The 25,268-nt window shown below is 71.3% G+C and carries 24 protein-coding genes; 8 read left to right on the top strand and 16 right to left on the bottom strand.

Going from position 1 to position 25,268, the window contains the following annotated elements:
- Positions 1 to 678: a hypothetical protein gene (locus tag ACBI99_RS10715; RefSeq protein WP_219511342.1), complete on the bottom strand. Its 678-nt coding sequence runs from the start codon at positions 676 to 678 to the stop codon at positions 1 to 3.
- A gap of 231 nt (positions 679 to 909) precedes the next feature.
- On the opposite strand from ACBI99_RS10715, the gene ACBI99_RS10710 reads away from it, so the two are divergent.
- The gene (locus ACBI99_RS10710; RefSeq protein ID WP_219511344.1) at positions 910 to 1,236 is read left to right on the top strand and encodes a carboxymuconolactone decarboxylase family protein; all 327 of its coding nucleotides are present in this window, start codon (positions 910 to 912) and stop codon (positions 1,234 to 1,236) included.
- Here the strand turns inward: ACBI99_RS10710 and ACBI99_RS10705 are convergent.
- Entirely contained in the window at positions 1,196 to 2,278 is a 1,083-nt protein-coding gene (locus ACBI99_RS10705; protein ID WP_375072204.1) for a PQQ-dependent sugar dehydrogenase, read from the bottom strand. The genes ACBI99_RS10710 and ACBI99_RS10705 overlap by 41 nt on opposite strands.
- 329 nt (positions 2,279 to 2,607) lie before the next feature.
- Here ACBI99_RS10705 and ACBI99_RS10700 point away from each other — a divergent pair, with 329 nt between their 5' ends.
- Positions 2,608 to 3,357 (top strand): SDR family NAD(P)-dependent oxidoreductase, encoded by a 750-nt coding sequence (locus ACBI99_RS10700; RefSeq protein ID WP_375072203.1) that lies wholly within the window; start codon positions 2,608 to 2,610, stop codon positions 3,355 to 3,357.
- A 159-nt stretch (positions 3,358 to 3,516) separates the two neighbouring features.
- Here ACBI99_RS10700 and ACBI99_RS10695 read toward each other — a convergent pair whose 3' ends face one another.
- On the bottom strand, positions 3,517 to 4,734 hold the full coding sequence (locus ACBI99_RS10695) for an ABC transporter ATP-binding protein (protein ID WP_219511350.1): 1,218 nt from the start codon (positions 4,732 to 4,734) through the stop codon (positions 3,517 to 3,519).
- A gap of 176 nt (positions 4,735 to 4,910) precedes the next feature.
- On the opposite strand from ACBI99_RS10695, the gene ACBI99_RS10690 reads away from it, so the two are divergent.
- Positions 4,911 to 5,975, top strand: coding sequence for a LacI family DNA-binding transcriptional regulator (locus ACBI99_RS10690; RefSeq protein ID WP_357589415.1), 1,065 nt, complete (start codon positions 4,911 to 4,913; stop codon positions 5,973 to 5,975).
- A gap of 18 nt (positions 5,976 to 5,993) precedes the next feature.
- Here the strand turns inward: ACBI99_RS10690 and ACBI99_RS10685 are convergent, their stop codons facing one another.
- Positions 5,994 to 6,479: a glutathione peroxidase gene (locus tag ACBI99_RS10685; protein WP_219511354.1), complete on the bottom strand. Its 486-nt coding sequence runs from the start codon at positions 6,477 to 6,479 to the stop codon at positions 5,994 to 5,996.
- Between the two features lie 377 nt (positions 6,480 to 6,856).
- On the opposite strand from ACBI99_RS10685, the gene ACBI99_RS10680 reads away from it, so the two are divergent.
- Complete coding sequence (locus tag ACBI99_RS10680; protein WP_219511356.1) at positions 6,857 to 7,324, top strand: transglycosylase SLT domain-containing protein; 468 nt, start codon at positions 6,857 to 6,859, stop codon at positions 7,322 to 7,324.
- A 2-nt stretch (positions 7,325 to 7,326) separates the two neighbouring features.
- On the opposite strand, the gene ACBI99_RS10675 is transcribed toward ACBI99_RS10680, so the two are convergent.
- On the bottom strand, positions 7,327 to 8,013 hold the full coding sequence (locus ACBI99_RS10675; RefSeq protein ID WP_219511359.1) for a TetR/AcrR family transcriptional regulator: 687 nt from the start codon (positions 8,011 to 8,013) through the stop codon (positions 7,327 to 7,329).
- 83 nt (positions 8,014 to 8,096) lie between these two features.
- Here ACBI99_RS10675 and ACBI99_RS10670 point away from each other — a divergent pair, with 83 nt between their 5' ends.
- Positions 8,097 to 9,221, top strand: a complete 1,125-nt coding sequence (locus tag ACBI99_RS10670; RefSeq protein WP_357589417.1) for a ferritin-like domain-containing protein — start codon at positions 8,097 to 8,099, stop codon at positions 9,219 to 9,221.
- Positions 9,222 to 9,254: 33 nt separating this feature from the next.
- On the opposite strand, the gene ACBI99_RS10665 is transcribed toward ACBI99_RS10670, so the two are convergent.
- Together ACBI99_RS10665 and ACBI99_RS10660 are read right to left on the bottom strand one after the other, a co-directional pair.
- Positions 9,255 to 10,505, bottom strand: coding sequence for an MFS transporter (locus ACBI99_RS10665; protein ID WP_219511364.1), 1,251 nt, complete (start codon positions 10,503 to 10,505; stop codon positions 9,255 to 9,257).
- A 426-nt stretch (positions 10,506 to 10,931) separates the two neighbouring features.
- Positions 10,932 to 11,084: a hypothetical protein gene (locus tag ACBI99_RS10660; RefSeq protein WP_219511366.1), complete on the bottom strand. Its 153-nt coding sequence runs from the start codon at positions 11,082 to 11,084 to the stop codon at positions 10,932 to 10,934.
- Positions 11,085 to 11,276: 192 nt separating this feature from the next.
- Here ACBI99_RS10660 and fxsT point away from each other — a divergent pair, with 192 nt between their 5' ends.
- Positions 11,277 to 13,775 carry an FxSxx-COOH system tetratricopeptide repeat protein gene (gene fxsT, locus ACBI99_RS10655; RefSeq protein ID WP_375072202.1) on the top strand — a complete coding sequence of 833 codons (2,499 nt, stop codon included), beginning with the start codon at positions 11,277 to 11,279 and terminating at the stop codon, positions 13,773 to 13,775.
- Here fxsT and ACBI99_RS10650 read toward each other — a convergent pair.
- The 4 genes from ACBI99_RS10650 to ACBI99_RS10635 all read right to left on the bottom strand — a co-directional run bounded on the left by ACBI99_RS10650 (position 13,765) and on the right by ACBI99_RS10635 (position 19,347).
- Positions 13,765 to 15,069: an HEXXH motif domain-containing protein gene (locus tag ACBI99_RS10650; protein WP_375072201.1), complete on the bottom strand. Its 1,305-nt coding sequence runs from the start codon at positions 15,067 to 15,069 to the stop codon at positions 13,765 to 13,767. The genes fxsT and ACBI99_RS10650 overlap by 11 nt on opposite strands.
- Positions 15,070 to 15,079: 10 nt before the next feature.
- Complete coding sequence (locus ACBI99_RS10645; protein WP_219511371.1) at positions 15,080 to 16,234, bottom strand: FxsB family cyclophane-forming radical SAM/SPASM peptide maturase; 1,155 nt, start codon at positions 16,232 to 16,234, stop codon at positions 15,080 to 15,082.
- 163 nt (positions 16,235 to 16,397) lie between these two features.
- Positions 16,398 to 18,692: a tetratricopeptide repeat protein gene (locus ACBI99_RS10640; RefSeq protein WP_375072200.1), complete on the bottom strand. Its 2,295-nt coding sequence runs from the start codon at positions 18,690 to 18,692 to the stop codon at positions 16,398 to 16,400.
- Between the two features lie 175 nt (positions 18,693 to 18,867).
- Entirely contained in the window at positions 18,868 to 19,347 is a 480-nt protein-coding gene (locus tag ACBI99_RS10635; protein ID WP_375072199.1) for a nucleoside deaminase, read from the bottom strand.
- A gap of 150 nt (positions 19,348 to 19,497) precedes the next feature.
- On the opposite strand from ACBI99_RS10635, the gene ACBI99_RS10630 reads away from it, so the two are divergent.
- Both ACBI99_RS10630 and ACBI99_RS10625 read left to right on the top strand, forming a co-directional pair.
- Positions 19,498 to 21,219: an ABC transporter ATP-binding protein gene (locus ACBI99_RS10630; protein ID WP_219511378.1), complete on the top strand. Its 1,722-nt coding sequence runs from the start codon at positions 19,498 to 19,500 to the stop codon at positions 21,217 to 21,219.
- Positions 21,216 to 23,036 (top strand): ABC transporter ATP-binding protein, encoded by a 1,821-nt coding sequence (locus ACBI99_RS10625; protein WP_219511381.1) that lies wholly within the window; start codon positions 21,216 to 21,218, stop codon positions 23,034 to 23,036. The genes ACBI99_RS10630 and ACBI99_RS10625 overlap by 4 nt, the downstream gene beginning before the upstream one ends.
- A gap of 96 nt (positions 23,037 to 23,132) precedes the next feature.
- Here ACBI99_RS10625 and ACBI99_RS10620 read toward each other — a convergent pair whose 3' ends face one another.
- The 5 genes from ACBI99_RS10620 to ACBI99_RS10600 all read right to left on the bottom strand — a co-directional run bounded on the left by ACBI99_RS10620 (position 23,133) and on the right by ACBI99_RS10600 (position 25,187).
- Positions 23,133 to 23,552 carry a hypothetical protein gene (locus tag ACBI99_RS10620; protein WP_375072198.1) on the bottom strand — a complete coding sequence of 140 codons (420 nt, stop codon included), beginning with the start codon at positions 23,550 to 23,552 and terminating at the stop codon, positions 23,133 to 23,135.
- Positions 23,553 to 23,677: 125 nt separating this feature from the next.
- The gene (locus ACBI99_RS10615; protein WP_219506606.1) at positions 23,678 to 23,983 is read right to left on the bottom strand and encodes a hypothetical protein; all 306 of its coding nucleotides are present in this window, start codon (positions 23,981 to 23,983) and stop codon (positions 23,678 to 23,680) included.
- Positions 23,984 to 24,040: 57 nt separating this feature from the next.
- Positions 24,041 to 24,370, bottom strand: coding sequence for a DUF202 domain-containing protein (locus ACBI99_RS10610; RefSeq protein ID WP_375072197.1), 330 nt, complete (start codon positions 24,368 to 24,370; stop codon positions 24,041 to 24,043).
- 51 nt (positions 24,371 to 24,421) lie between these two features.
- On the bottom strand, positions 24,422 to 24,748 hold the full coding sequence (locus ACBI99_RS10605) for a YidH family protein (protein ID WP_219506609.1): 327 nt from the start codon (positions 24,746 to 24,748) through the stop codon (positions 24,422 to 24,424).
- 46 nt (positions 24,749 to 24,794) lie between these two features.
- On the bottom strand, positions 24,795 to 25,187 hold the full coding sequence (locus ACBI99_RS10600; protein WP_219506611.1) for a hypothetical protein: 393 nt from the start codon (positions 25,185 to 25,187) through the stop codon (positions 24,795 to 24,797).
- Positions 25,188 to 25,268 lie beyond the last annotated feature (81 nt).

Raw genomic sequence — 25,268 nt, 5'->3', positions numbered from 1 at the left:
TCATCCGGGCAGCCGCAGCAGCTTGAACGAACGCGCGATCTCGTCGAACTCCGCCCGGCGGGCCACGTGGCAGTCCGGCCGGCAGGCGATGAGCATGACCGAGACGGTGGAGCCGGAGCCGTCGAGGATGGCGGTCTGGTCGAAGGTCTGGTGTCCGGCGCCGATCCGGTAGCTGTAGCGGACCCGTACGCCCCGGGCGCCGTCGTCCAGCCGGACGGGCTCGTCGCTAAGGCGCTCGAACCCGCTGAACAGCGGCGGCCGCCCCGACTCCAGCACCCGGCCCAGGTAGGCGGTGCGCGACTCCTCGGTCACCGGCAGGACGAAGTCGCGCAGCCGGTCGAGCGACACCACGTCGCGCTGCGGCCCGGTCAGCCGGTGCACGGCCGCGTACACGAACGGCTCCCGCGAGCCGAACAGGTGGTCCACGTCCGGCTCCCGCGCCTGGTCGAAGGCCGCCGACCAGACCCGCCGCCTGCGCTCCAGCGCCGCCTGCGAGCCCGGCCTGTCGCCGCTGAACACGAGCTCCAGCGGGTAGGCGTCGATCCTGGCGAACGAGGCGGGCACCTTGAAGTAGGTGGTGCCGTCCCTGTCGCGCACGTAGGTGAACTCCGGCTGCCCGCACGCAACCGGCAACAGGATCGCGGCCGTCAGCGCGACCCACGCCCGTGTCTTCCTCACCGGATCTTCACTGGGGTCCTACCTCCAATGATGAGGCACCGACGTTGTTGTGCCCGTTTTCGGATCCGGTGAGCCCGATGCACGATGAGAAATCTTGACCAAATCTTGGCCGTACACCGGCCTTACTTGTTACAGATCAACAGGAAACCGCGGCTTTGGCGCGCCTGCATTGGTGCGCGGCGAGAAGTAGCCGAAGATGGAGGTTCCCCTCACGCACGACCGGAGCCAGCCATGACAGAACCGGCCGTCGACTCCTACGGCATGGCCGCCGAGCGCGCCTTCGCCGAGGTGTGGTCGCGCGACGCGCTCTCCGACCGGGAGCGCCGCCTCGTCCTGCTCGGGCTCCTCGTCGGGCAGGGCCTCGACGACCAGGTGGCCGAACAGCTCGACGCCGCCCTGCGCACCGGCGACCTGAACGAGAGCGAACTGCGCGAGGTCGTCGTCCTGCTCACCCACTACGCCGGCTGGTCACGCGGCGCCCGGCTCAACGGCCAGGTCGAGGACCTGATCGACCGGGTCAGGCGGGATCGATCCGATAGACCGGGCCCTGGAGGCTGAGCGCGTACAGCTCGCCGTCGTGGCCCTGGCCGAACGACGACAGCTGATCCACCCGCCCGATCTCCTCACCCTCGCCCGGCCTGTCCGCCGGGGTCGCCCTGATCCAGCCCGCGCAGAAGTCGCCGTACAGGAACCGGCCGCGCAACCAGTCGATCTTCGAGCCGCGGTAGACGAAGCCGGCGATGACCGAACAGGCGCCGCCCTCGCCCAGCGGGTAGACGATCACCGGGTCGACCAGGTCCTTCGCCTGCCCGCCCGCGCCGAACCCGGCCTTGCCCTCGCGCAGGTTCCAGCCGTAGTTCTCGCCGCCGCCCGAGCCGGCCGGCTGGCGGTCGACCTCCTCCCAGGCGTTCTGGCCCACGTCGCCGATCCACAGATCGCCGCTCTCCCGGTCAAACCCGAACCGCCACGGATTACGCAGCCCGTACGCCCAGATCTCCGGCCGCGCCCCCTCCCGGTCCGCGAACGGGTTGCCTTCGGGGATCTTGTACGGGTTGCCGCGCGGGTCGATGCGCAGGATTTTGCCGAGCAGGGTGCCGAGATCCTGGCCGTTGCCCTCCGGGTCTCCGCCGCTGCCGCCGTCGCCCAGCGCGACGTAGAGGTAGCCGTCGGGGCCGAAGGCGAGCTGGCCGCCGTTGTGATTGGCGTACGGCTGCTTCTGCGTCAGCACGTCGCGCCGGGCCGTGGCCTTGGTGCCGTCGTAGGCCCACTCGGTCACGTGCGTGGTGCCGTCGGCGTCGGTCCAGTCGAGGTAGAGCCAGCGGCCCGACGGATGGAACGCCACGCCCAGCAGGCCCTGCTCGTTGCCGTCGCTCACCTCGCCCGACAGGTCCACGACCGTCGCGCCGTCGGTGGTGCGCAGCTTCCCGCCCTGCTCGGCCACGTACAGCCGGTCGTCCCCTTTACGCACGGCGAAGGCCACGGGCCGCTCCAGCTCGGCGACCCGCGTCAGCCGCACCTTCCCCGCCGCCGCCTCACCGCCGGTGCCGGACGGCCCGGCCTCCGCCGTCGTCACGGCCTGCTCGGGCGTACGCTCCGGCACACCCGCCGAACAAGCGACCAGAACGACGCCCAGTAAGGCGACCGGCACAGCCCGCACAAGACCCACCCCGCCATCCTGCCACGCCCACCCCCACCCCGCCCCACCCCCAGGGAGCAGGCGGCCCCCTTTTCGGAACGAACCCCCGCACACGGGTGCGAGGGCGAGGGCTGGGGCGGACACGCACACCGCACCCGTTCCCTCCGGAGAGCACCGCACCACGCGGGCGGCGGCCCCCTCCCGAAGCGGGCGCCCGCCCCGGCACGCGGCGGGCCTTTCCGGTGGGGCCGGGGGTTCGCGGAGGGGTGGGGTGGGGGCGTTAGGGTTCTGGCATGCCTACCGCACTGATCACGGGCGCCACCGCCGGCATCGGCGCCGCTTTCGCACGGCGGCTGGCCGCCGACGGTTTCTCGCTGGTCCTGGTGGCGCGCGACGAGGGCCGCCTGGCCGAGGAGGCGGGGCGGCTGCGCCTGCGCTATGGCGTCCCGGTGGAGGTGCTGTCCGCCGACCTGGCGACCGAGGAGGGCCTGGCGCGTGCCGAGGCCCGCTGCCGGGAGGGCGTCGACCTGCTGGTGAACAACGCCGGGTTCGGCCACAAGGGCGCTTTCCTGCAGACGCCGGTGGAGGACGAGCTGGTGATGCTCAAGGTCCACTGTGAGGCGGTGCTGCGGCTGACGCTGGCGGCGCTGCCGGGGATGCGGGAGCGCGACCGGGGCGGCGTGATCAACGTGGCGTCGGTGGCGGCGTTCTTCACCCGGGGCACCTACAGCGCGAGCAAGGCGTGGGTGGTCAACTTCAGTGAGTCGGTGGCGGCCGAGGCGGGCAGCGCGCGGGTCCGGGTGATGGCGTTGTGCCCGGGGTTCGTGCGGACGGAGTTCCACCAGCGGGCCTCGATGGACATGTCGGGCATGCCCGACATCCTGTGGCTGAAGGCCGACGACGTGGCCCGTACGGCGATGCGCGACCTGGCGCTGGGCAAGCGGGTCTCGGTGCCGTCGCTGCGCTACAAGGTCATCCTCAACGCCGGCCGGCTCGTCCCCCACGGCATCGCGGCCCGGATCTCCGCCCGCATCGGCCGCTGACGGCGCGGCACGACACCGCACGACGCTCCAGGCACGGCACACCGCGACGCGGCAGCCCGTACCCCGGAAAAGAGGTGGGCCCTCGCCGCGGGAGGGGGTCGCGGTGAGGGCCCGGGACGGCCGCGAGCGGGCTCGCGGCCGGGAATCGGCGGTCGGTGACTAGCGGCCGACGTTGGCCGGGTGCCCGATCGCCAGGCCGGAGTTGGTGTCGAAGAAGTGCAGGTTGTGCGTGTCGAGGACCAGGTCGATGTTCTGGCCGGGGCGCGCGTGGCTGCGGGCGTTGACGCGGGCGGTCCACAGCGACTTGTCGCCGGCCAGCGGCAGCGTGGCCTCTTCCTCGTCGCCCTTGTCGGCGGCGGCGACGGTGTCCTTGTGCTCGACGGGCGGGGCGTCGATGAGGAACAGGACGTTGATCTCGGAGCCGAGCTCCTCGGTGACCTCCGCCTTGACGGGCAGCGTGGCCCAGCCGTTGGCGTGGTTGCCGGCGGAGGCGGCGTCCTCGAAGTCCGACGGGCGGATGCCGAGGATGATCTTCTTGCCGATGTACTGGTCGAGGCCCGGCTTCTCGGTGAAGGTGGAGTCGGGGATCGGCAGCTTGATGCCGGCGAAGGTGACGGCGGCGCCGCCGTCGCGGACCAGCTCGGCGGTGACGAAGTTCATCGACGGCGAGCCCATGAAGCCGGCGACGAACAGGTTGACCGGCTTGTCGAACAGGTTCTGCGGCGTGTCGACCTGCTGGAGGAGGCCGTCGCGGAGCACGCAGACGCGGTCGCCGAGGGTCATGGCCTCGACCTGGTCGTGCGTGACGTAGACGGTGGTGACGCCGAGGCGCTCGTGCATCTGGTTGAGCGAGGCGCGCATGGAGACGCGGAGCTTGGCGTCCAGGTTGGACAGCGGCTCGTCCATGAGGAAGGCCTGCGGCTCGCGGACGATGGCGCGGCCCATGGCGACACGCTGGCGCTGACCACCGGACAGGGCGGCCGGCTTGCGCTTGAGGTAGGTCTCCAGGCCCAGCATCTTGGCGGCGTCGTTGACGCGCTGCTGGATCTCGGCCTTGGGCATCTTGCGAAGCTTGAGGCCGAAGGCGAGGTTCTCCTCGACCGTCATGTGGGGGTAGAGCGCGTAGTTCTGGAACACCATCGCGATGTCGCGGTCCTTCGGCGGCAGGTGGTTGACCACCTTGTCGCCGATGGCGATCTCGCCGCCGCTGATGTCCTCGAGGCCGGCGATCATCCGGAGCGCGGTCGACTTGCCGCAACCGGAGGGGCCGACCAGCACCATGAACTCGCCATCCTTGATCTCAAGGTTGAGCCCGTTCACGGCCTTCACGCCACCGGCGTAGATCTTGTCGACGTTGGTCAGAACGATGGATGCCATGACTGTCCTTCGCGCTCCAGGGCTTGACCCCGATGTTGTGCGGAGTTTCCACTTTCGTGGATACGTTTTCAAGCATCTCACCCGAAACGGACATCGGTGTCAAGGGTTTGGGCGTGACCAGCCCTGCTGTCCCTGAGGACTTCCCGGATTCCGGAAAGCATGATGGAATCGTTTCCATGGAAAAGCGGGCGACCATCAAGGACGTGGCCGAGGCGGCCGGCGTGGGCGTGGCCACCGTGTCGAGGGTGCTGTCCGGCGGCTCGGCCAGCCCGCGCACCCGTGAGCGGGTGCTCGCCGTCGCCGCCCAGCTCGACTACCGGCCCAGCGCGCTGGGCCGCAACCTGCGCCAGCGCCGCACCGGCGGCATGGGGCTGCTCGTGCCCGACCTCACCGACCCGTTCTTCGGCCGGCTGGCCGAGGGCGTGCTCGCCTGCGGCCGCTCGGCGGGCGAACCGGTCGTGCTCGCCTCCACCGCCGACGACCCCGAGCAGGAGGCCGAGATGATCGGCATGCTGCTGGAGCAGGGCGTCGACCGGGTGATCGCGGTGCCGTCCGGCGGCGCCGACACCTGGCGGCCGGCGATCCGCGCGGGGATGGCGGTCGTGTTCGCCGACCGGCTGCCGGCCGACGCCGCCGAGCAGGCCGGCTCCTCCACCGTGCGCGACCTCATGCTCCTGGACGGCGTGCCCGCCCCGGCCGCGCCGCCCGCCCGCCCCGTCGACGTGCCCGCCGTCCTGGCCGACGACCGGGCCGGCATCCGTACGGCGGTCCGCTACCTGCGCGGGCTGGGCCACCGGCGCATCGCCTTCCTCGGCGGCCCGGGGCACGACCGGCGGGTGGCCGCCTTCCGCGAGGCGGTCGGCGACCCGGTGGACGAGGAGCTGGTCGTCTTCGCCACGGGCAGCCGCGACGCCGCCTACGCCGCCGCCTCCGGGCTGTTCCAGAGTCGCCCGGACCTGTCGGCGGTGGTCGCGGCGGGCAACGTGCTGGGCGAGGCGGCCGTGCTGGCCGCCCGCGAGCTCGACCTGCGGGTGCCCCGCGACGTGTCGCTGGTCATGTACGACGACGTGCCGTGGGCCGAGCTGTGCGCGCCGCCGCTGACCGTGATCGCCCAGCCCGGCCGCGACATCGGCTATCGCGCGGCCGAGCTGGTCCTGCGCACCGGCGCCGCCCGGCGCCCGCGCACGGTCGTGCTGCCGACCGAGCTCATCGTCCGGGGCAGCTGCGGTCCGCACCGCTGAGGCCGGCTTCCCGCGGCCCTACAGCACCTTCTCGATGGCCGCGGCGATCGCCGGGTCGTCCGGCGCCGTGCCGGGACGGAAACGCGCCGCCACCGTGCCGTCGCGGGCCACGAGGAACTTCTCGAAGTTCCACTGCACGTCGCCGGCCTCGCCGTCGGCGTCCGGGACGCCCGTCAGGCTCTCGTACAGCGGGTGCCTGCCGGGGCCGTTGACCTCGGCCTTCTCCAGCAGCGGGAAGTCGACGCCGTAGGTGGCCGAGCAGAACTCCTGGATCTCCTCGGCGCTGCCCGGCTCCTGCCCCATGAACTGGTTGCACGGCACGCCGACCACGCTGAACCCGCGCGGCCCGTACTGCTTGTGCAGCTCGACGAGGCCGGCGTACTGCGGGGTCAGCCCGCAGCGGGAGGCCACGTTCACGATGAGGAGGGCGGCGTCGCCCGCCAGGTCCGCAAGGGTGGTGGGCACGTCCGCCAGGGTGCGGACCGGGATCTCTCGAACACTCATGCGCCCGACCCTACTCGCCATCCCACCTTCGAGAGCGGTTCAAACCCCAGGTGCGCGCCCGTTTCGCGGCAAGGGCGGGCCATCCGCGCCCCGGGCCGCGCCAACCCGGCCCAACGGGAGCGCCGATTGTCGGCCACCGTCCGGCAAACACCTGTCCGGGGCGTGTCCCAGGTCCCGGAGCCCGGTCGGGCCGCGTACTACAACCGGCTAAGAGGACATGTCGTGGCGCCCTCCGGGCCGTCCAGCGTGATCGGACGGAACCAAGGATCCCGGAGGGCCGCGCGGACCCTCCGCGTGCGAGCCACGGACGCGGACCGGCAGGGGCGCCGGGGAAGCGAGAGCGCCCGTCCGCACGCGACCCGACCGCGAGGACTGAATTGGACAGCAAGCGCACGCTACAGATCACTCTCGCCGCCGTCGCCGGCCTCACCGCGTTCAGCGGTACGCCGACGGTCGCCTGGGCCGAGACCGGGGACGCCCCGGTCGTCAGGACCGGGGTCTGGCGGACCTCCGCCGAGCCGAAGGTCGTCGCCGGGAACGCGAAGAGCAGGAGCAAGGGTTTCGCCCTGAACCAGGTGGTGCAGCGGTCGTGGCCGCTGCGCGAATTCCACTGCCTGGACAACCTGTGGACCAGGGAGAGCAACTGGAACCACCGCGCATACAACAGATCGTCAGGCGCCTACGGCATCCCGCAGGCGCTCCCCGGAGGAAAGATGCGGGGAGCGGGCAGGGACTGGCGTCACAATCCGGAGACGCAGATCCGGTGGGGCCTGGCCTACATCAAGGGGAGGTACGGCAAGCCGTGCGGCGCCTGGGGGCACTTCCGGTCGCACAACTGGTATTGACGTCAGGTGTCGACGTCGGCTTTCCCGAGGGCATCCGCGGCTGTGCGGGTGCCCTCCCGCCGTGCCGGGTGCACGGCGATCGCCCGGATCATCAGCTCGACGCCGAACTCGAAGTCGCCCTCGTGGTCGCAGCCGTCCAGCAGCGCCGACAGCGCGTGCACCTCGGGGAACAGCGCCGGGTCGACCACGCCGGGATCGGCCGCGTCCTCACGCGGCGGCGCGAACGCGGGCGTCACCCCGACCTCCCGCAGCAGCGACCCGACGACGAACGCGATGAACACCCGCAGCACCCGCACCGCGTCGGCCCCGTCGAACCCCGCGCTGCGCAGCGTCGCCAGCGCCCGCTCCACCGGCAGCATCCCGGCCGGCGAGTGGACCTGCCGGCTGACGACGAGCATCGTGCAGCGGGGATAGTGGTGGGCGATCTGCCGGAAGGCGCGGGCCTGCACGCGCACCCGGTCGGTCCAGTCGGCGCCCGGGTCGTCGGTGAACTCGATCTCGCTCAGCACGGCCTCGGCCACGCCGCTGAGCAGCGCGTCCTTGTTGGGCACGTGGTTGTAGAGGGACATCACGCCGACGCCCAGCTCGGCCGCGATGCGCCGCATGGAGACCGCATCGGCGCCCTCCCGCTCGATCAGCTCGATGGCCGCGGCCACGATGCGCGCCCTCGACAGGGGCTCGGTGCTCATAGCTCATTCTATTGACGTACGTACACCGTACGTGCAAGCTCCGATTACGGACGTACGGTGTACGTGACCCCCCGGAGGTCCCCATGTCGACCCACGATCTCTACACCATCCCCGCCGGGCTCTCCACGTGGAACGTGGACATGGCCGGAACCAGCAAGTTCACCTGGGAGTACGACGACGGCCGGGACAGGATGCTGGCCCTCTACCAGAAGGGCAAGGACAAGCAGTGGGACTCCGTCAAGCGCATCGACTGGGGCCTGGAAGTGGACCCGTACGACGTGCTCGGCATCCCCGACCACACCATCGCCATCCACGGCACCCCGCTGTGGGACCGGATGGACGAACGCCAGCGGCAGGAGGTCAGGCTGCACGGCGCCGCCTGGCAGTTCTCCCAGTTCCTGCACGGTGAGCAGGGCGCGATGATCTGCTCGGCGCGGATCGTCGAATCGGTGCCCGACCTCGACTCCAAGTTCTACGCCGCCACCCAGACGATGGACGAGGCCCGCCACGCCGAGACCTACGCCCGCTTCCTCCAGGAGAAGGTCGGCCTCGCCTACCCGATCAACGAACACCTCAAGGCGCTGCTCGACAGCACGCTGACCGACTCCCGCTGGGACATGCCGTACCTGGGCATGCAGGTGCTCATCGAGGGCCTGGCGCTGGCGGCGTTCGGCGTCATGCGCGACATCACCACCAAGCCGCTGCCCAAGCAGATCCTCGCCTACGTCATGCAGGACGAGGCCCGGCACGTCGCCTTCGGCCGGATGGCGCTGCGCGACTACTACCGCCAGCTCTCGGAGCCGGAGCTGCGCGAGCGCGAGGACTTCGTCATCGAGGGCTGCTACCTCATGCGTGACCGGCTGCGCGGACGCGAGACGTGGGAGAACCTCGGTCTGACGAAGGCCGAGGTGGACGAGGCCATGCGGGCGGTCGACGAGTCGGAGTACCTGCGGCTGTTCCGCTCACTGCTGTTCAGCCGCATCGTGCCGTGCGTCAAGGACATCGGCCTGTGGAGCCCCCGGCTGCAGCAGGCGTACGCGGACATGGGCGTGCTGGAGATGGCCGGCCAGTCGCTGGAGGCGCTGATGCGGCAGGACGAGGAGATCGCCGAGAAGCTGGACGCGGCCCGCTTCGCCGAGGAGGAGGCGGAACGCCACGCCGAGGTCGCCGACACCATCACCCTCGGCGCCCTCGACGCTCACGACTGAGCGAAGGCATACGTCGGCGGGCCGGGGCGTCGTTCAGCGCCCGGCCTCCCGGGGGGAAAGGCTTCTCCTGAACGTGGGCACCACCGTGAACAGGCCGGCGAGGGTGAGCATGCCGCCGGCGAGGATCGCCAGGACGACGGCCGGCTCGACGTGCATGAGGAGAAGGCTGCCCAGGACCGGCCCGAGCACGACGGCGCCGTAGCTGCCCAGCCGGGAGGCGGCGGTCACGCGGGCGGGCTCCCGGCTGAGCGCGGTCCGCACGGTGACGTTGCTGAGCCCGCCCGCCAGTCCGACGACGACCAGCGCTCCGGCGAAGGAGAGGAAGCTCTGCCGGAACACGAGGGTGAGCAGGACCCCGGCCGCGCACGCCCAGACGAGCAGCAGCATCGTGGACCGGCCGTCCCCCAGCAGCCCGGCCCGGGCGAACAGCCGCGACATGCGGCCCTCGCCCGTCCACGCGCCGATGCACTGCGAGATGGCGTGCCGCCTCGGCGCCATGAACGCGCCGACGATGCCGCCGAGCCCCGGGCAGGCGAGGACCGCGCCGACGTACAGCGGAGGAAGGCGCTCTCTCGACGCGGTGATCAGGAGCACCACGATCAGGCACTGGACCATGAGGTTCGTGCAGGCGGTCACGAGGGTCGCCGACCTCAGGAACCGGTTCCGCCAGAGCTCGGCCAGCCCGGCGCCGAGCTGCGCCGGGGACTTCCGCGTGCGCTCATGGTGCCGGTCGGGCAGCCGATGGAGCATGATCGCGGCCACGGCGAACATGGCGGCGTTCGCCAGGAAGGGCACCAGGACGCCGATGCCGTGCAGCAGTCCGCCGAGCGGCCGCCCCAGCAGAACGGTGGCATGCGTCATGGCCTCGTGCGTGGACAGCGCGGTGTCCACCCGGTCCAAGCTCACCGTGGTGGGGACCAGCGTCGTCTCGGCCACATTGGAGATGACGCACAGCACGCCTTCGACCAGGGCGACGACCACGAGATGCCACAGTCCGAGCACGCCGGAGGCCATGGCGACGCACAGGCAGCCGATGAGGATGGCGCGGGCCGTCTCACTCCACGCCAGCACCCTGCGGGCGCCCAGCCGGTCGACGAGCGCGCCCGCCGGGATGTAGCAGAGCAGCCCGGGCACCGTCGAGGCGAACATGACCCACCCGATCCACGCCGGGGAGTCGGTCAGCGCGACCGCCAGCAGCGGATAGGTGACGTTCAGCGTGCGCGTGCTGAGGAGAGAGCTGCCCGACGCCCATAAAACACCCTTAAATCCAGGCGAATCTGCCAAAAACGGCATGATGTGAACAAACTTAAGCACGCTTCCGCCCAGCTGCGTATGACATCAGTCGCGACACATTCTCCGGAGATCAGCAAGACAACACGTCACACAGCGGCAATGCGCTCATACTCGGTCAAATCACGTCAAACGAGAGACCCTTTGCGGCAGGCAACAATGCCGCGCCTGTCGCATCATAGAGGGTATACGCCAGCCCACAGGATAGGGCGGCAATTCATGCGACTCCGGATTTAATCCGATAAAGCCCGATTTCGAGCAAATGCGATGTCATCGCACATCCGTGCGCCCGGCATCGCCAGCTGGGCGGAACAGGCGCACGCCCACGTACGCTCACCGCGGAACGTACGTGGCCGTCATCTCGTCATGGTGCGCGGTCGCCGCGGGACCGTCTCACGCCACGCCGGTCGGTCCTGATGTTCACAGCGCCGACGAGAAGCCGGCCACCGTCCCGCCTTCCTGGCCCGCGCACCTGCGCCACGCCCGGTCCAGGGCGGGTATCGCCAAGCTCTTGAGATCTTCCAGGTCGATGTCGCTGACATCGATGAGCCCGGACCCGTTCGCATCCTCCATACGGCCCTCCCTGAGCCTGGTTACGGCCGCCCGCAAATGCGGTGAATTGCACCCTGAGCGCACCCCTGGTTTCCTCTATGTGATTCTGTGACCGCTTCTCGCCAGAATCAATCTCAGGAGCGAAAATAAGGGGAAGACGAGAGGGGCTGAGGCGCCGTGGACGAGCAGGTCAGCACGCCGGAACCGGCACGGATGCCCGCAATCTGGGGTAAGAAGATCCCGGGTCGCAACAAGAATTTCACCGGGCGCGAAAGCCTGCTCGCCCAGTTGCGGGAGAGCATCACCACCTCCACCAAGGCCGCCGTCGTCCCGCTCCCCCAGGCCCTGCAAGGGCTCGGCGGCGTGGGCAAGACCCAGCTCGCCATCGAGTACGCCTGGCGCTACCGCGGCCACTACGACCTCGTGTGGTGGGTGCCGGCCGACCAGCCGATGCTGGTCCCCAGCACGCTGGCGGCGCTCACCGACGATCTCAAGCTGCGCTCCCCCAGCAGCGTCGGCATCGACGAGGCCGCCGCGTCCGTGCGCGACGCCCTTCAGCGCGGCGACCCGGTCGACAAGTGGCTCCTGATCTTCGACAACGCCGACGACCCCGAGGGCATCAGGGACCTGATCCCCGAGGGCGGGCCCGGCCACGTGCTGATCACCTCGCGCAACAGCCGCTGGAGCGGGGTCGCCGAGACGGTGCCCGTCGACGTCTTCACCAAGGGCGAGAGCGTCGACTTCCTGCGCAAGCGCCTCCAGCGCGCCATCGAGCAGGACGAGGCCGAGCACCTGGCCACCGAGCTGGGCGACCTTCCGCTGGCGCTGGAGCAGGCGGCGGCCCTGCAGGTCATGACCGGCATGACCACCGACGAGTACATCGAGCAGCTCGCCCGCCAGACCCGGGCCGTGCTCGGGCTCGGCAAGTCCACCGAGTACCCGCTCTCCATGACCGCGGCCTGGCAGCTGTCGGTCCAGGAGATCGAGGCCCGGCTGCCCGAGGCGGCCGAGGTGCTGCGCTGCCTGGCCTTCTTCGGCCCCGATCCGATCCCGCGCGACATCTTCCGGCGGGCCAACAAGACCGGCACCCCGCGGATGGGCCCCATCCTGGCCAACCCGCTCATGCTCAGCCAGGCTCTGGCCGAGCTCAACCGCTTCGCCCTGGTGAAGATCGAGCAGGAGGCCGGCACCGTCCAGGTCCACCGGCTCGTCCAGGCGCTCCTGCGCGACTCGCTCGCCGAGGACGAGCGCGAGGCCATCCGGCACGAGGTGCACCAGCTGCTGGCCGGCGGGGCGCCGACGAACCCCGAGGACACCACGCAGTGGCCGGCCTTCTACGACCTGGTGCCGCACCTGAGGCCGGTCGGCATCGCCACGAGCACGCACGAGGCCGTGCAGGACTTCGCGATCAACATCGTCCGCTACCTCTACCGGGTGGCCAGCTACAACTCGGCGCAGGCGTTCGCCGAGGAGTTCCTCGAAAGCTGGTCGCGGCGGGGCGGCCCGCGAGACCACAACGTGCTGCGCATCCGCAGGCAGCTGGGCAACGTGCTGTGGCAGATCGGCCGCTACGACGAGTCCCGCAGGCTGAACGAGGAGACGCTCGAGCTGATGCGGGAGGAGTTCGGCCCGGAGCATCCGGAGACGCTCGGCGTCGCCCTCACCTTCGGCGCCAACCTGCGCGCGCAGGGCAAGTTCCGTGAGGCGTTCCAGCAGGACACCGCCACGCTGGACGCCTACGAGAGGGTGTTCGGCGCCACCGACCCGGCCACCCTGCGCGTGATCAACAACCTCGCGCTCGACCACGCCCTGCTCAGCGAGTACGAGACCGCCCGCAGGCTCCAGCAGCTGGCCTTCCTGGAGCTGTCGAGCACGCGCGCGGACGTGAGCAAGTGGGACGTGCAGATGTACTGGAACGGCCTGGCCCGGGTGGTGCGGGCCTGCGGCGACCACGCGCAGGCGTGCGACTTCGGCGAGGAGGCCTACGCGCACGGCTGCCGCGAGCTGCAGGTCGAGCACCAGCTCACGCTCATGACGGCCCGTGACCTGTCCATCGCCCGCCGGCGGATCGGCGACGTCGCCGGGGCGCTGGAGCTGATCGAGGAGACGCACGCGCGGCTGGTCAAGCTCTTCGGCTCCCAGCATCCCGAGACGATGGCCGCGATGGTCGCCCTGAGCAACACGCTGCGCCAGAGCGGGCGCGAGGAGGAGGCGATGGCGCTGGCCCGGACGGTGCTCCCCCGCTACCAGGAGGTCTTCGGCCCGCAGCACCCCTTCACCTACGGCTGCCAGATCAACCTGGCCCTGCTCTACCGTCTGCGCGGCGACGTCCGACGGGCCGGCGAGCTCGACCGCGAGGCGCGCGACGGGCTGCGGGAGGTGCTCGGCGAGCGCCACCGCTACACCTTCGCGGGCTCCGTCAACCTGGCCAGTGACCTGGCCGCCCTCGGCGACGTCACCGGGGCGCGCGAGCTGGGCAGGCGGACCTACCAGCAGGTGCACGACTTCTTCGGCGACCGGCATCCGCTGACGCTCTCGGCGGCCGTCAACCTGGCCATGGACCTGCGCGCCTCGGGCAGCGTCGCCGAGGCCGAAGACCTGTACGAGACGACCCTGGCGCGCTACAGGGAGTTCCCGAAGGACCATCCCGAACGGCTCCACGCCACGACCGGTGAGCGCTTCAACTGGGACTTCGACCCGCTCACGCTGTGACGCGCCCGTTCCTGGCGATCCAGGCCTCGCGGTGCCCGCCGGCCTCCGCCCTGGCCGCGGCCAGGGCCTCGGCGGGCACCGGCTCGGTGAGCCAGGCCGACAGAGTGGTGCGCATGGCGGTGACGAACTGCTTGCCGGCCGCGTTGAGCCGTCCGCTGTCGAGCAGGGTCCCCGTCACCTCGTGCGCCGACTCGCGCCACCGGCCGAACTCGATGTGCGGGCGCAGGTCGGTCTCGTGTGCCCGCTGCCGCCGCCAGAACCCCGCCACGCCCAGATACGCGTACGCGCCCTGGATCAGGCCGGACAGCGGGCGCGGGTCGGGCCGCCAGGGGGCGTAGTAGCGGCGGCCGTCGTCCGGTTCCAGCAGGTCCATGACGTCCAGGACGGCGCCGAGCTTGGCATGCTGCACCTCGTGGGCGAAGGTGGAGGCCAGCCAGCGGCCGTCGGGCGGGGTGGACATCGCGATCGCGCCGAACCGGCCGGCCGCCGAGGCGCTGTTCATGCCCTGGGCCGGGGGCCGGATCGGGGTGAGCACGGTGATGATCGCGCCCAGCTCCTGGGCGATGGTCCAGTGGTGCCGCAGGAGCATCCGCCATGACGCGTCCAGGCACGCCTGCCAGGCACGGAGCTCGGCTGCGGGCAGGCGGCCGTCGACGACCGTCTCGCTGGTCCACCGGTGCGGGTCGAGGTCGTCGACGAGCAGGCTGAGTCCCTCATCGCCGGTCCGGATCCGGGCCAGCGGCTCCCAGCCGGGCTGCTCCCGTTCTCCGGCCAGGACGCGCCTCCCGCCGGCCTCGACCACGCCGTCGGCGTGCACGCGCAGCTCGACCAGGTCGGCGGCGCCGGGGAGGACGAGCTGTCCGAGGGAGGGCAATGTGACCCGGCCCCGCGGCGCGGGCGCCTCCGTCCGGCACGCGACCCCGGCCCGCACGGCCGCCGCCGCGGCCACCGCTCCGAGCTGCGCGGCCCCGCCGTACGGGCCGGACGCGGGGTCGTCCGGCGGTGCCCCGTCCCCACGGGTCAAGGCTTGTACGGTGTGCGCGGCCCAGCCGCCGACGGCGGGGTGGCCGAGCACGGCGTCGACCGCGTCCGGGCGCTTCTTCTCGATGCCCGCGAGCACGTCGTACGCGTGCTCCACCTCCTTCTCCCCGGCCAGCCGCGCGACGCCGAGCACCAGCAGGCGGTGCTTGCTGCGCTCGGCCGCGACGAGGTGGCGCATGGCCGCGGCCCCGCCCCCGCCGGCCGCCAGCCGGGACAGCACCTCGCCGGGCAAGCGGTGGGAGCGTGGTTCCATGGAGTTCCCTTCACGTGGAGGATCGCCGGAGGTCTCTGACGAGACGCGAGTGGATGTGCCCGATCAGCCGGTAGAGGTCGTAGCAGTAGACCGAGGGATTGCGGAACCCGGTGCCCGGCCGGTAGCGGTGCGGGTAGAGGCCGGCGCCGCACACCCTGCCGAACCGGCACGATTTGCAGGTGTCGCTCAGCGCCTCCCAGCCGAGTTGCCTGGCGACCATGCCGGGATGCTCCAGGGCCAGGTCGAAGGGATGGTCGACGATGTTGAGGCCGGTGGCGGGCGCGCCGTGCTGCACCACCTTGAGCGCGTCGGTCTGCTCGATCGTGCCGTCGGTCTCGATCACCACGAGGCTCGTCGGGGTCAGGCCCACCGATTCGCTGGCGGACTTGCCGCCCAGGAGCATGTGGATGATCTCCTCGAAGAGGCGGACGACGGTCTCGCCGCTGGAGCCGTACCAGCGGTCGAAGACGGCGACGAGCCAGTCGCCGTAGGGCGTCTTCTTGGGGTCGGGAGAGCGGCCGGGCGGCGGTGACTCCCAGGTGCCGTGCGGCAGCAGGAAGTCGATCATCGGCGGCCTGAACTCCAGGAGCGCCTCGTAGGTCTCGACGGGGTGGTTGGCCAGGTCGACCGTGCACAGCAGGCCGCTGTAGAGGTGCTCGAAGGGCGGGCTCGTCAGCAGGCGGAGCGCCTTGGCGACCGGCTCGTAGCTGCCGCGGCCGTCGGAGAAGCGGCGGTTGCGGTCGTTGCCGCGCGGGCTGCCGTCGAGGCTCACGCCGACCTTGACGTCGAGGTCGGCGAAGCAGCGCAGCGCGTCGTCGTCGAGGAGGACGCCGTTGGTCTGCACCGCCGCGTCGACGCGCAGGCCAGGACCGGCGTGGGCTCTGATGGTCTCCACGGCGTCGCGCAGGTAGGCGTGGCCGACCAGGAGCGGCTCGCCGCCGTGCAGGATGAGCCGGACGGAGTCGACCTGGTGGCGTTCGGCGTGCTCGGTGATGCGGGCGGCGGCGGTGGTGATGAGCTCGGGCGCCATGATCTTGGGGCGTGATCGCCAGCTCTGGTCGGCCAGGGTGTAGACGTAGCAGTAGTCGCACGCCAGATTGCACCGGCTGTGCACTTTCAGGAGAAATTGCCGGAAGGGCCGGGGCTCCCAGCCGTCCTGCAGCATTTGGGGCACATCGAGGGTGGCGGGCCACTCTCGTGCTGGTTCTAGGAATGTCACCGCGCAACACCCCGTGCCTGCCCCGGGAACTTGTGTAATCCGCAATGCTAGCCGAGTCCCGGCCGATTGAGGAGACCAGCCTTAACGCCCATAAAAGCGCGGCCATTAATCACGGTGGATCGTCGCGGAATTCCATGAAATCGATGAGCACGAGGGCCAGGCCGTGCCGGGCGAGCGAGGTGTCGGGGTGGTCGGCGCCCAGCACCCGTTCCCGGTGGGCCAGCACCCGCTCGTACGCCTCCTTCGCGTCCTCGAACCGGCCCCTCTTGTGCAGGGTGGTGGCAAGGTCGTACAGGGTGAGCAGCGTGTCGGGGTGCTCCTCGCCGAGGACCCGCTGCCGATCGGCCAGCACCTGCCGCAGGTCCGTCTCCGCCTCCTGGTACAGCTCCAGGTCGGCCAGGACGGTGGCCAGGTTGTGCCGCGTGTTCAGGGTCTGCGGGTGGTCCGGGCCGAGGACGCGCCGCTGGTTGTCCAGCGTGTCCCGGTACGACTCCGCCGCCTTGCGGAACTCCTCGCGGGACTGCAGCGCCCGGCCGAGGTGGTGCCCGGTGAGCAGCGTGTCCGGATGGTCGGCGCCGAGGACGCGCCTGCGGTCGTTCAGGACCTCGCGGTAGTACTTCTCCGCCTCGCGGAGATTGCCCTGCCGGTGCAGGTTGGCGGCCAGGTTGTGCCGCGTGAGCAGCGTGTCGGGATGGTCGGGGCCGAGCACCCGCTCCCGGTCGGCCAGCACCTTGCGCAGCTCGTCCTCCGCCTGCCGGAAGCTGCCCCGTTTGTGCAGCAGGATGGCCAGGCTGTGCCGGAGCTGGAGCAGGGCCGGGTCACGGGCCGACAGCGTCCCGGTGACGCGGACGGCCTCGTCGGCGAGCTGCGAGGCGTCGGGATAGGAGCCGTACTCGCGCAGCACGTCGATGACGGTCGACGTGCTTGAGGCCAGCCCGCGCAGGAGGTCGCGCGGAGGGTTGCCGGGGCAGCGGCCGATGAGGGCGCGCAGATGGGCTTCCAGCAGGACCCCCATCGGCCAGTCGTACGGCTGCGCGGGGTCGAGCTCGCCCAGTTCGGCGTGCAGCAGGTGCAGGGCGATCGCCCAGGCCCGCTGCTGGACGTCGCTGCGCTGGGGCGGGATGCGCAGCCGCGGCGGCCTGGCCACCCGCAGCGTCTCGGCCACCAGCGGGTGCAGCCGGAAGCCGGGGATGTCGCCGTCGGAGGTCGGGTCGGTGAGACCGACCCTGGCCAGGGCCTCGATCGCGACGGCGACCTGGTTGGAGGTGGCTCCGATGAGCGCGCCGAGCCGGCCCGGGTGCAGCAGGCCGGAGGGGATGGTGTGCGCGTCGGCGAGCTGGGCCATCACCAGGGCGATGGTGGAGGCCTCCTTCACCTGCTGGTCCCGGAGCGTGCGCAACGACAGCTGCCAGGTCCTGGCCACCACCTGCCGGTCCGGCGGCGGCTGGGAGGTGTCGGGGCGCAGGTCCAGGATGCCCACCATGTCCCCTTCGAGAGCCTGCTGGTAGGCGGCGAAGGTGCGGAAGGCGCTGTGCGGCCACGCGATGAGGGTTCCGGCCAGGTGCAGCGCGAGGGGCAGGCACTGCAGCCTGCGGGCGAGCTCGGCGGCGCGGTCCTTGTCGGGCGCTTCGGGGGCCAGGTCGCGCAGCATCTGCGCCGCGGCCCCCTCGTCGATCGGCTCGATCGCGTGCACCTCGCACAGCGGCCCCCACGTCCGGGGGTCACGGTCGCGGGAGGTCACCACGGTCACGCACATCCGGCTGGTGCGGATCCACCCGTTGCCCTCGCCGGCGGCGCCTCCGGGCGGGGCCAGCACGGCGTGCGGGTCGTCGGCGTTGTCGAGGATCAGCGCGAACCCGCCGACCTTGCCGGTGCGCCGTACCGCGCCCCAGAAGACGTCGGCGGCGTTGCGCCGGCCGGCCAGCGCGTCCTGGACGTTCTCCGGCGGGACCCCGAGGTCGTCCTGCGCCACCTGCAGGAGCAGCGTCTCCACCTGGCCGCGGCTGGTGGCCTCGACCCACCAGACCACCCGCTGCTGCTGGCGGAACTCCTCGGCGAGCTTGAGCGCGATCGTCGTCTTGCCCAGGCCGCCCATGCCGCCGAGGACCTGCACCGGCGCGCCCGGCGCCGCGGCCGCCTGCCGTAGCCGCCGCATCAGGTCCTCGCGGCCGCGGACGGAGCCCGGCAGGCGGCCGATGGGCGCCTCGACCGAGCCGATCACGCCCGGGACGTCGGGGGCGTCGGCCCGCACGGTGGGGCGGTGACCGGAAACTCCCCTGGCCAGGGTGGCGCGCCTGCGGCGCCGGTCCCGCCACAGGCCCGCCATCGGCGGCACCGCGATCAGCGCCGCGGGCACCGCGAGCAGAGCAGCGATCACACCGGCGATCGTCGCCACCAACTCCATGTCTCTACGCTATGAGGACATTAACCATAAAGAGGAAATTCACCGAGGATGGCAGGCGCGTAACCGTATCCTCACCGCGCGGATATCATCCGGCGCGCTCGCGGATAATTGACACTCCCCCATTCCCCGTCCGGACATTTCGAACTTCCCGCTCCGATTACTGCAAACTGTCCGGTCAAGTCAGGCCGTGGAAGCGGCGGTGGAGGGTGCGGATCTGGGCGGCCAGGTCCGGGGCCGGGCCGTCCACCACCGCGTCCGGGACGACCTCCCGGATGCCGAGCGGGCGGACCGGCGGCCCGGCGACGCCCATCTCGGCGAGCCACTGCCCGAGCTGCTCCGACGAGGACGCGTACACGATCCGGCCCAGGCCCACCCAGCCGTGCGCGGCCGCGCACATCGGGCAGTGCTCGCCGGAGGTGTAGACGGTGGCGGCGGCGCGTCCGGCGGGGGTGAGGTGGGCGGCCGCCCAGCGGGCGATCTCGAACTCGGGGTGGCGGGTGTGGTCGCCGGTGGCCACGACGTGGTTGTGGTCCTCCAGCAGGACGACGCCGTCGGCGGAGACGAGCAGGGAACCGAACGGCTCGTCGCCGGCGGCCAGCGCCTCGGCGGCGAGCTCGGCGCATCGGCGCAGGTGACGAAGGTCTGTCTCGTTCATGGGACCACCCTGCCACGCCACCCTGCCATGCCCGCCACGACCTCCTCACCGCCCGAAAATGGGTTGATCGGCCGTACTAGCCTTGGAGGAATGCCTCCAGATACGAGCTCCCCTGGCCGTCCCCTGCTCGAATCCATCTCCCTCTGGCGGATGAGGCACTATCTCCGCCCCTACGTCGGCAAGCTGATCTTCATCTGGCTGACCGCGATCGCCGGCATCGGCGTCAGCATCACGCTCCCCCTCGTCGGCGAGCGGGTCGTCGACGGACCCGTGCGCACCGGTGACTCCGGCGCGCTGCTCACGCTCGGGCTGATCGCGCTCGGGCTCGGCGTCGTCGAAGCGCTTCTCACGTTCCTGCGCCGGTGGACGCAGACCGGGCCGGTGCTCGGCCTGGAGACGAGCATCCGCGACGACGTGTACGCGCACCTGCAGCGGCTGCCGATGAGCTTCCACGGCGAGTGGCAGTCGGGTCAGCTGCTGTCACGGGTGACCACGGACCTGTCGACGATCCGCCGCTTCCTCGGCTTCGGCATGCTGTTCCTGGTCATGAACATCCTGCAGCTCGTGACCGTGACCGTGCTGCTGCTCAACCTCTACTGGCCGCTGGGGCTGCTCGTGGCCGGCTCGGCGGTGCCGATCGTGCTGCTGTCGCTGCGGTTCGAGAAGCGCTACATCAAGATCTCCCGGCAGGTGCAGGACGAGCAGGGCGATCTGGCCACGTTCGTCGAGGAGGCGGCGATCGGCGTCCGGACGATCAAGGCGTTCGGCCGCCGCCACCACGTGTACGAGACGTTCGACGAGTCCGCGCGCAAGCTGCACGCCACCTCGATGGGCAAGGTGCGGCTGTCGGCGCGGTTCTTCACGTTCCTGGAGATGATCCCGAACTTCACGCTGGCGCTGGTCCTGCTGCTGGGCGCGCTGGCGGTCGGCCAGGGCGCGCTGACGCTGGGCGCGCTGCTCGCGTTCACCACGCTGGTGCTGCAGCTCGTGTGGCCGATCGCGAGCCTCGGCTTCATCCTGGCGATGGCGCAGGAGTCGATGACCGCCGCCGACCGCGTGCTGGAGGTCATGGACACCGTCCCGGACATCGTGGGCGGGCAGGCGGCGATCGAGCGGCCGCGCGGCCACCTGCGGCTGGAGGGCGTGGAGTTCCGCTTCCCCGGCGCGGACCGGCCGGTGCTGCGGGACGTCTGGCTGGACGTGCGGCCCGGCGAGACCGTCGCGATCGTGGGCGCGACCGGGTCGGGCAAGACGACGCTGACGGCGCTCGTGCCGCGGCTGCTCGACGTCACGGCCGGGCGGGTCACCATCGACGGCCGCGACGTGCGCGAGCTGGCGCTGCCCGAGCTGCGCTCGATCGTCGCCACGGCGTTCGAGGAGCCGACGCTGTTCTCGATGAGCGTGCGCGAGAACCTGACGCTCGGCCGCCACGACGCCACCGAGGAGGAGCTCGCCGCCGCGATCCGCACCGCGCAGGCGATGTTCGTGTACGACCTGCCGTGGGGCCTCGACACGCGGATCGGCGAGCAGGGCCTGTCGCTGTCCGGCGGGCAGCGGCAGCGGCTGGCCCTGGCGCGGGCCGTGCTGAGCAGGCCGCGCATCCTGGTGCTGGACGACACGCTGTCCGCGCTCGACGTGGAGACCGAGGCGCTGGTGGAGGAGGCGCTGCGGGAGGTGCTGCGCGAGGCGACCGGCATCGTGGTCGCGCACCGGGCCTCCACGGTGCTGCTGGCCGACAAGGTCGCGCTGCTGTCCGGCGGCACGATCACGCACGTGGGCCGTCACCAGGACCTGCTCAACGAGGTCCCGGCCTACCGCGAGCTGCTGGCCCAGGACGCCGACCTCGACCCGTCCGAAGGAGCGCTGCGATGACCGCGACGACGACCTGGCGCGGGGTCGCCTCGGAGGACCAGGACGAGCTGACGGACAAGGTCAGCGGGCTGCTGCGGGCACGCTCCCGCAAGCTCCTCGGTGACCTGCTGAAACCCCACCACAAGGCGATCGCGCTGCTCACCGCGGTGATCGTCGTCTCGAACGCGGCGGGGCTGGCGATCCCGTACCTGGTGAAGGTCGGCATCGACGCGGGCATCCCGCCGATGCTGCGCGGCACCGGGCCGGGCACGCTGCTGACCGTCGTCGGCGTGATCCTGGCGGCGGCGGCCACGCAGGCGGTGACCCGGCAGTGGTTCCTCAAGCTGTCGGGCCGCATCGGCCAGGACATCCTGCTGGAGCTGCGCCGCCGGGTGTTCGACCACTTCCAGCGGCTGTCGCTGAGCTTCCACGAGAAGTACACCTCGGGGCGGGTCATCTCCCGGCTCACCTCCGACATCGAGGCCATCGCCGAGCTGCTGCAGTCGGGCTTCGACGGGCTGGTGACGGCGGTGCTGACGATGTTCGGCACGGCGGCGCTGCTGCTGGTCCTGGACGTGCACCTCGGGCTGGTGGCGCTGGTGCCGCTGCCGCTGCTGCTGCTGTTCACGCGCTGGTTCCGGCGGCAGTCGGCGCTCGTCTACCGGCGCACCCGCGAGACGGTGGCGCTGGTCATCGTGCACTTCGTGGAGTCGATGACCGGCATCCGCGCCGTGCAGGCGTTCCGCCGCGAGCCGCGCAACCAGGAGATCTTCCAGCAGCTCAACGACGACTACCGGCAGGCCAACGTCCGGGCCATGAAGCTCATCGCGATCTTCATGCCGGGGATCAAGCTGATCGGCAACGTGACCGTGGCGGTGGTGCTGTTCTACGGCGGCTACCTGGCCTTCCACGGCGAGGTGACGGTCGGCGTGCTCACCGCGTTCCTGCTCTACCTGCGCGGCTTCTACGAGCCGATGCAGGAGATCAGCCAGTTCTACAACACGCTGCAGTCGGCCAGCGCGGCGCTGGAGAAGCTGTCCGGCGTGCTGGAGGAGGAGCCCGCGGTGCCCGAGCCGCGCGAGCCGCACGCGCTGGCCGAGGCGCGGGGCGCGGTGCGGTTCGAGGGGGTCCGGTTCGCGTACGTGGAGGAGATGCCGATCCTGCCGGGGCTCGACCTGACGATCCCCGCCGGGCAGAGCGTGGCGCTGGTCGGCTCGACCGGGGCCGGCAAGACCACGCTGGCCAAGCTGATCTCCCGCTTCTACGACCCGACGGCCGGGCGGGTGCTGCTCGACGGCGTCGACCTGCGCACGCTGGACGAGGCCACGCTGCGCAGGGCCGTGGTCATGGTGACGCAGGAGAACTTCCTGTTCAGCGGCACGGTGATGGAGAACATCAGGTTCGGCAGGCCGGACGCGTCCGACCGCGAGGCGCGCGAGGCCGCCATGGCGATCGGGGCGCACGAGTTCATCTCGGCGCTGCCCGACGGGTACGAGACCGAGGTCGGCAAGCGCGGCGGGCGCATGTCGGCCGGGCAGCGGCAGCTCGTCGCGTTCGCGCGGGCGTTCCTGGCCGATCCGGCCGTGCTGATCCTGGACGAGGCGACGTCCAGCCTGGACGTGCCGAGCGAGCGGCTCGTCCAGCGGGCGCTGCGCACGATCCTGGCCGACCGCACGGCGCTGATCATCGCGCACCGGCTGTCGACGGTGGAGATCGCCGACCGGGTCCTGGTCATGGAGCGGGGCGAGATCGTCGAGGACGGCGCGCCCGGCCAGCTCGTGGCCGCCTCCGGCCGGTTCGCGAGCCTGCACCGCGCCTGGCTCGACAGCCTCAGCTGAGCATCGCGCGGCCTCTCCGTTCCGCCGGGCCGCCTCTCCGTTGAGGCGGCCCGCCCCTCCCGGCAGGCGTACGCCGCCAGTTGGTCGGCAGGGCCGCTAGTTGGTGTGCGCGACCGCGAGAACCACCCGGTAGAGCTCGTACCCGGCGATCAGCAGCACCGGCACGCCGAGCCCGAGGAGCAGCCGCCTGGGCCGCATCGCGGGCACGGGCGTGGCCGCGGGCAGCGGCTCGACGGGCGCGGGGGCCGGAACCGGCGCCGGTTCGGGCGCCGAGACCAGCTCGGGGTGCCGGCTGAGGTAGCCCGGCGGGAACGAGGTCACGTAGAACGCTCCACAGCCGGGACAGCACGCCCCGGCCCAGGGAGGCTGCACGGGGACGCCGTTGCTCAGCCACACCTCGACGGGGTGACCGTGCCCGTCGTCGAGCCGCCTGACCGTGTAGCGCGCTTCCCATACGTGCCAGCAGCGCAGGCACTCGTAGGGCCACAGCTGATGAGTGTCGAAACCATCGTGCACCAGGACCACCCCCCCGGTAACGGACCGCCATCCGCACCGAGTGTCCGCCCGGTTCATACCACCGGCAAGATGGGCCTTGTGACACCTTCCGTTAGGGAAAGCTCACCCTCCGTCATGTTATGGAGTCAATAGAACCGTTTGGGCACCGGGCTCAGCAGCGGGGTGGGGTCGGGCGGCGCGGGTTCGCCGGACTCGACCAGCTCCGGATGGTGGGCGAGGTAGCCGTCGGGGAACATGACAGCCCCCTGGCAGCCACAGCGCGGGCAGACGACGCCGCTCGGCGCGGGCGGCGGCACTGCCACTCCCCCGCGCATCCACACCTCGCTCTCGGCTCCGTGCCGCCCCGGCACGTGCCGGACGAGGTAGTCCTCTTCCCAGACATGCCAGCAGCTCCGGCACTCGAAGGGCACGGTCCTGCGCTCTTCGTCCATGGAGGTCACCTCCTCACTTCGAGTGTCCGCCTGCTGACGGAGTACCCGCAAGCAGGGTCAGCGAACGGCGATGACGAAGGTCAGGGCGCCGGCGACGACGGCGAGGGTGCCGAGCCAGGCGAGCAGCGCGTCGGCGCCGTTGTCGAGCGGGTGGCCGCCGTGCAGCGCCTGCTGGACGCGGCGGAAGCGGACGTGGGTCCTGATGAGCAGGACGGCCCCGCACAGCACGGCGAGCGCGAAGGCGGCCAGGGCGGGCAGGGGCAGCCCGGCGCGGGCGGCCAGCCCGGTGGCGCCCAGGCCGCCGGTGGCCAGCGTCACGGCGGTGCGCACCCAGGCCAGGCGCGTCCGCTCGCTCTGCAGCCCCCGGTCCCAGATCTCCTCCGACATCTCACCTCCCTGCCTGCGACGCCGGACGGGACGGCATGCGCGACCTGGCCCTCACGCGGCGAGCAGGATGAGGACGAGGGCGAGCACGGCCACGGCGGCGACGCCGTAGCCGAAGACCGCGGCCAGCGCGGGCGGCGGGAGCGGCGCCTCGGCGCGCAGGGCGCGCTGGATGTTGCGCCAGCGCGGGTAGGCCAGGCCCGCGGCCAGCGCCGACAGGGTGACGAGCACGACCGCGAGCACCGTGCGCAGCCAGGGGACGAACACGTCGGCGGGCACCGCCGCGATGGCCACGCCGCCCGCGCTCAGCGCCAGGGCGGTGCTCAGCCAGGTGAGGAACGTGCGTTCGTTGGCGAGGGTGAAACGCGGGTCGGGCTCCATGAGAAAAACGGTAGTTCGTACCTATTCTCCCTAGAGAAACCGGGATTCAGCCTCCGGTGCAGGCCGTGGCGACCTTCTCCAGATAGGCGGCCGTGTCGGTGCCGACCTTCTGGACGGCGTCGACCGCGTCGTTGGCGTTCTGGACGTTGATGCCGGCCAGCGTGCCGGCCAGCTTGTCGGTGGCTTCCTTGAGCGTGGTGTTGGCCGCGCCGTCGGCGACCTCACCGAGCTTGGTGGCGGTGCTGTCGAGGGCCTTCTCCATGGCCTGCGGGTCGTTGGCCAGGGAGGTGAGCTGCGCGGTCAGCTCTCCGACGATCTTGGGAGCTTCGAGACAGGCCTGGGCCCGGTCGATCGTGTCGTTCACCTCACCGCATCCGGCGGCGAACACGAACGCGGAGAAGGCGAGCAGGGGCACGAAGCGGCTGCGTGGGCGAGACATATCTCGACCCTACCCAACGGGCCGCCGGTTGGGGCGGCACGGCGCCCGGCATCCGGCGGCCGGCCGGCCCGAAATAGGATC

It is taken from the genome of Nonomuraea sp. ATR24, assembly GCF_041950485.1.
In the GTDB taxonomy this organism is placed as follows: Bacteria; Actinomycetota; Actinomycetes; order Streptosporangiales; family Streptosporangiaceae; genus Nonomuraea; species Nonomuraea ceibae.
The sequence above is the reverse complement of the archived record's forward strand: the minus strand, read 5'-3'. Positions and strand labels throughout refer to the sequence as shown.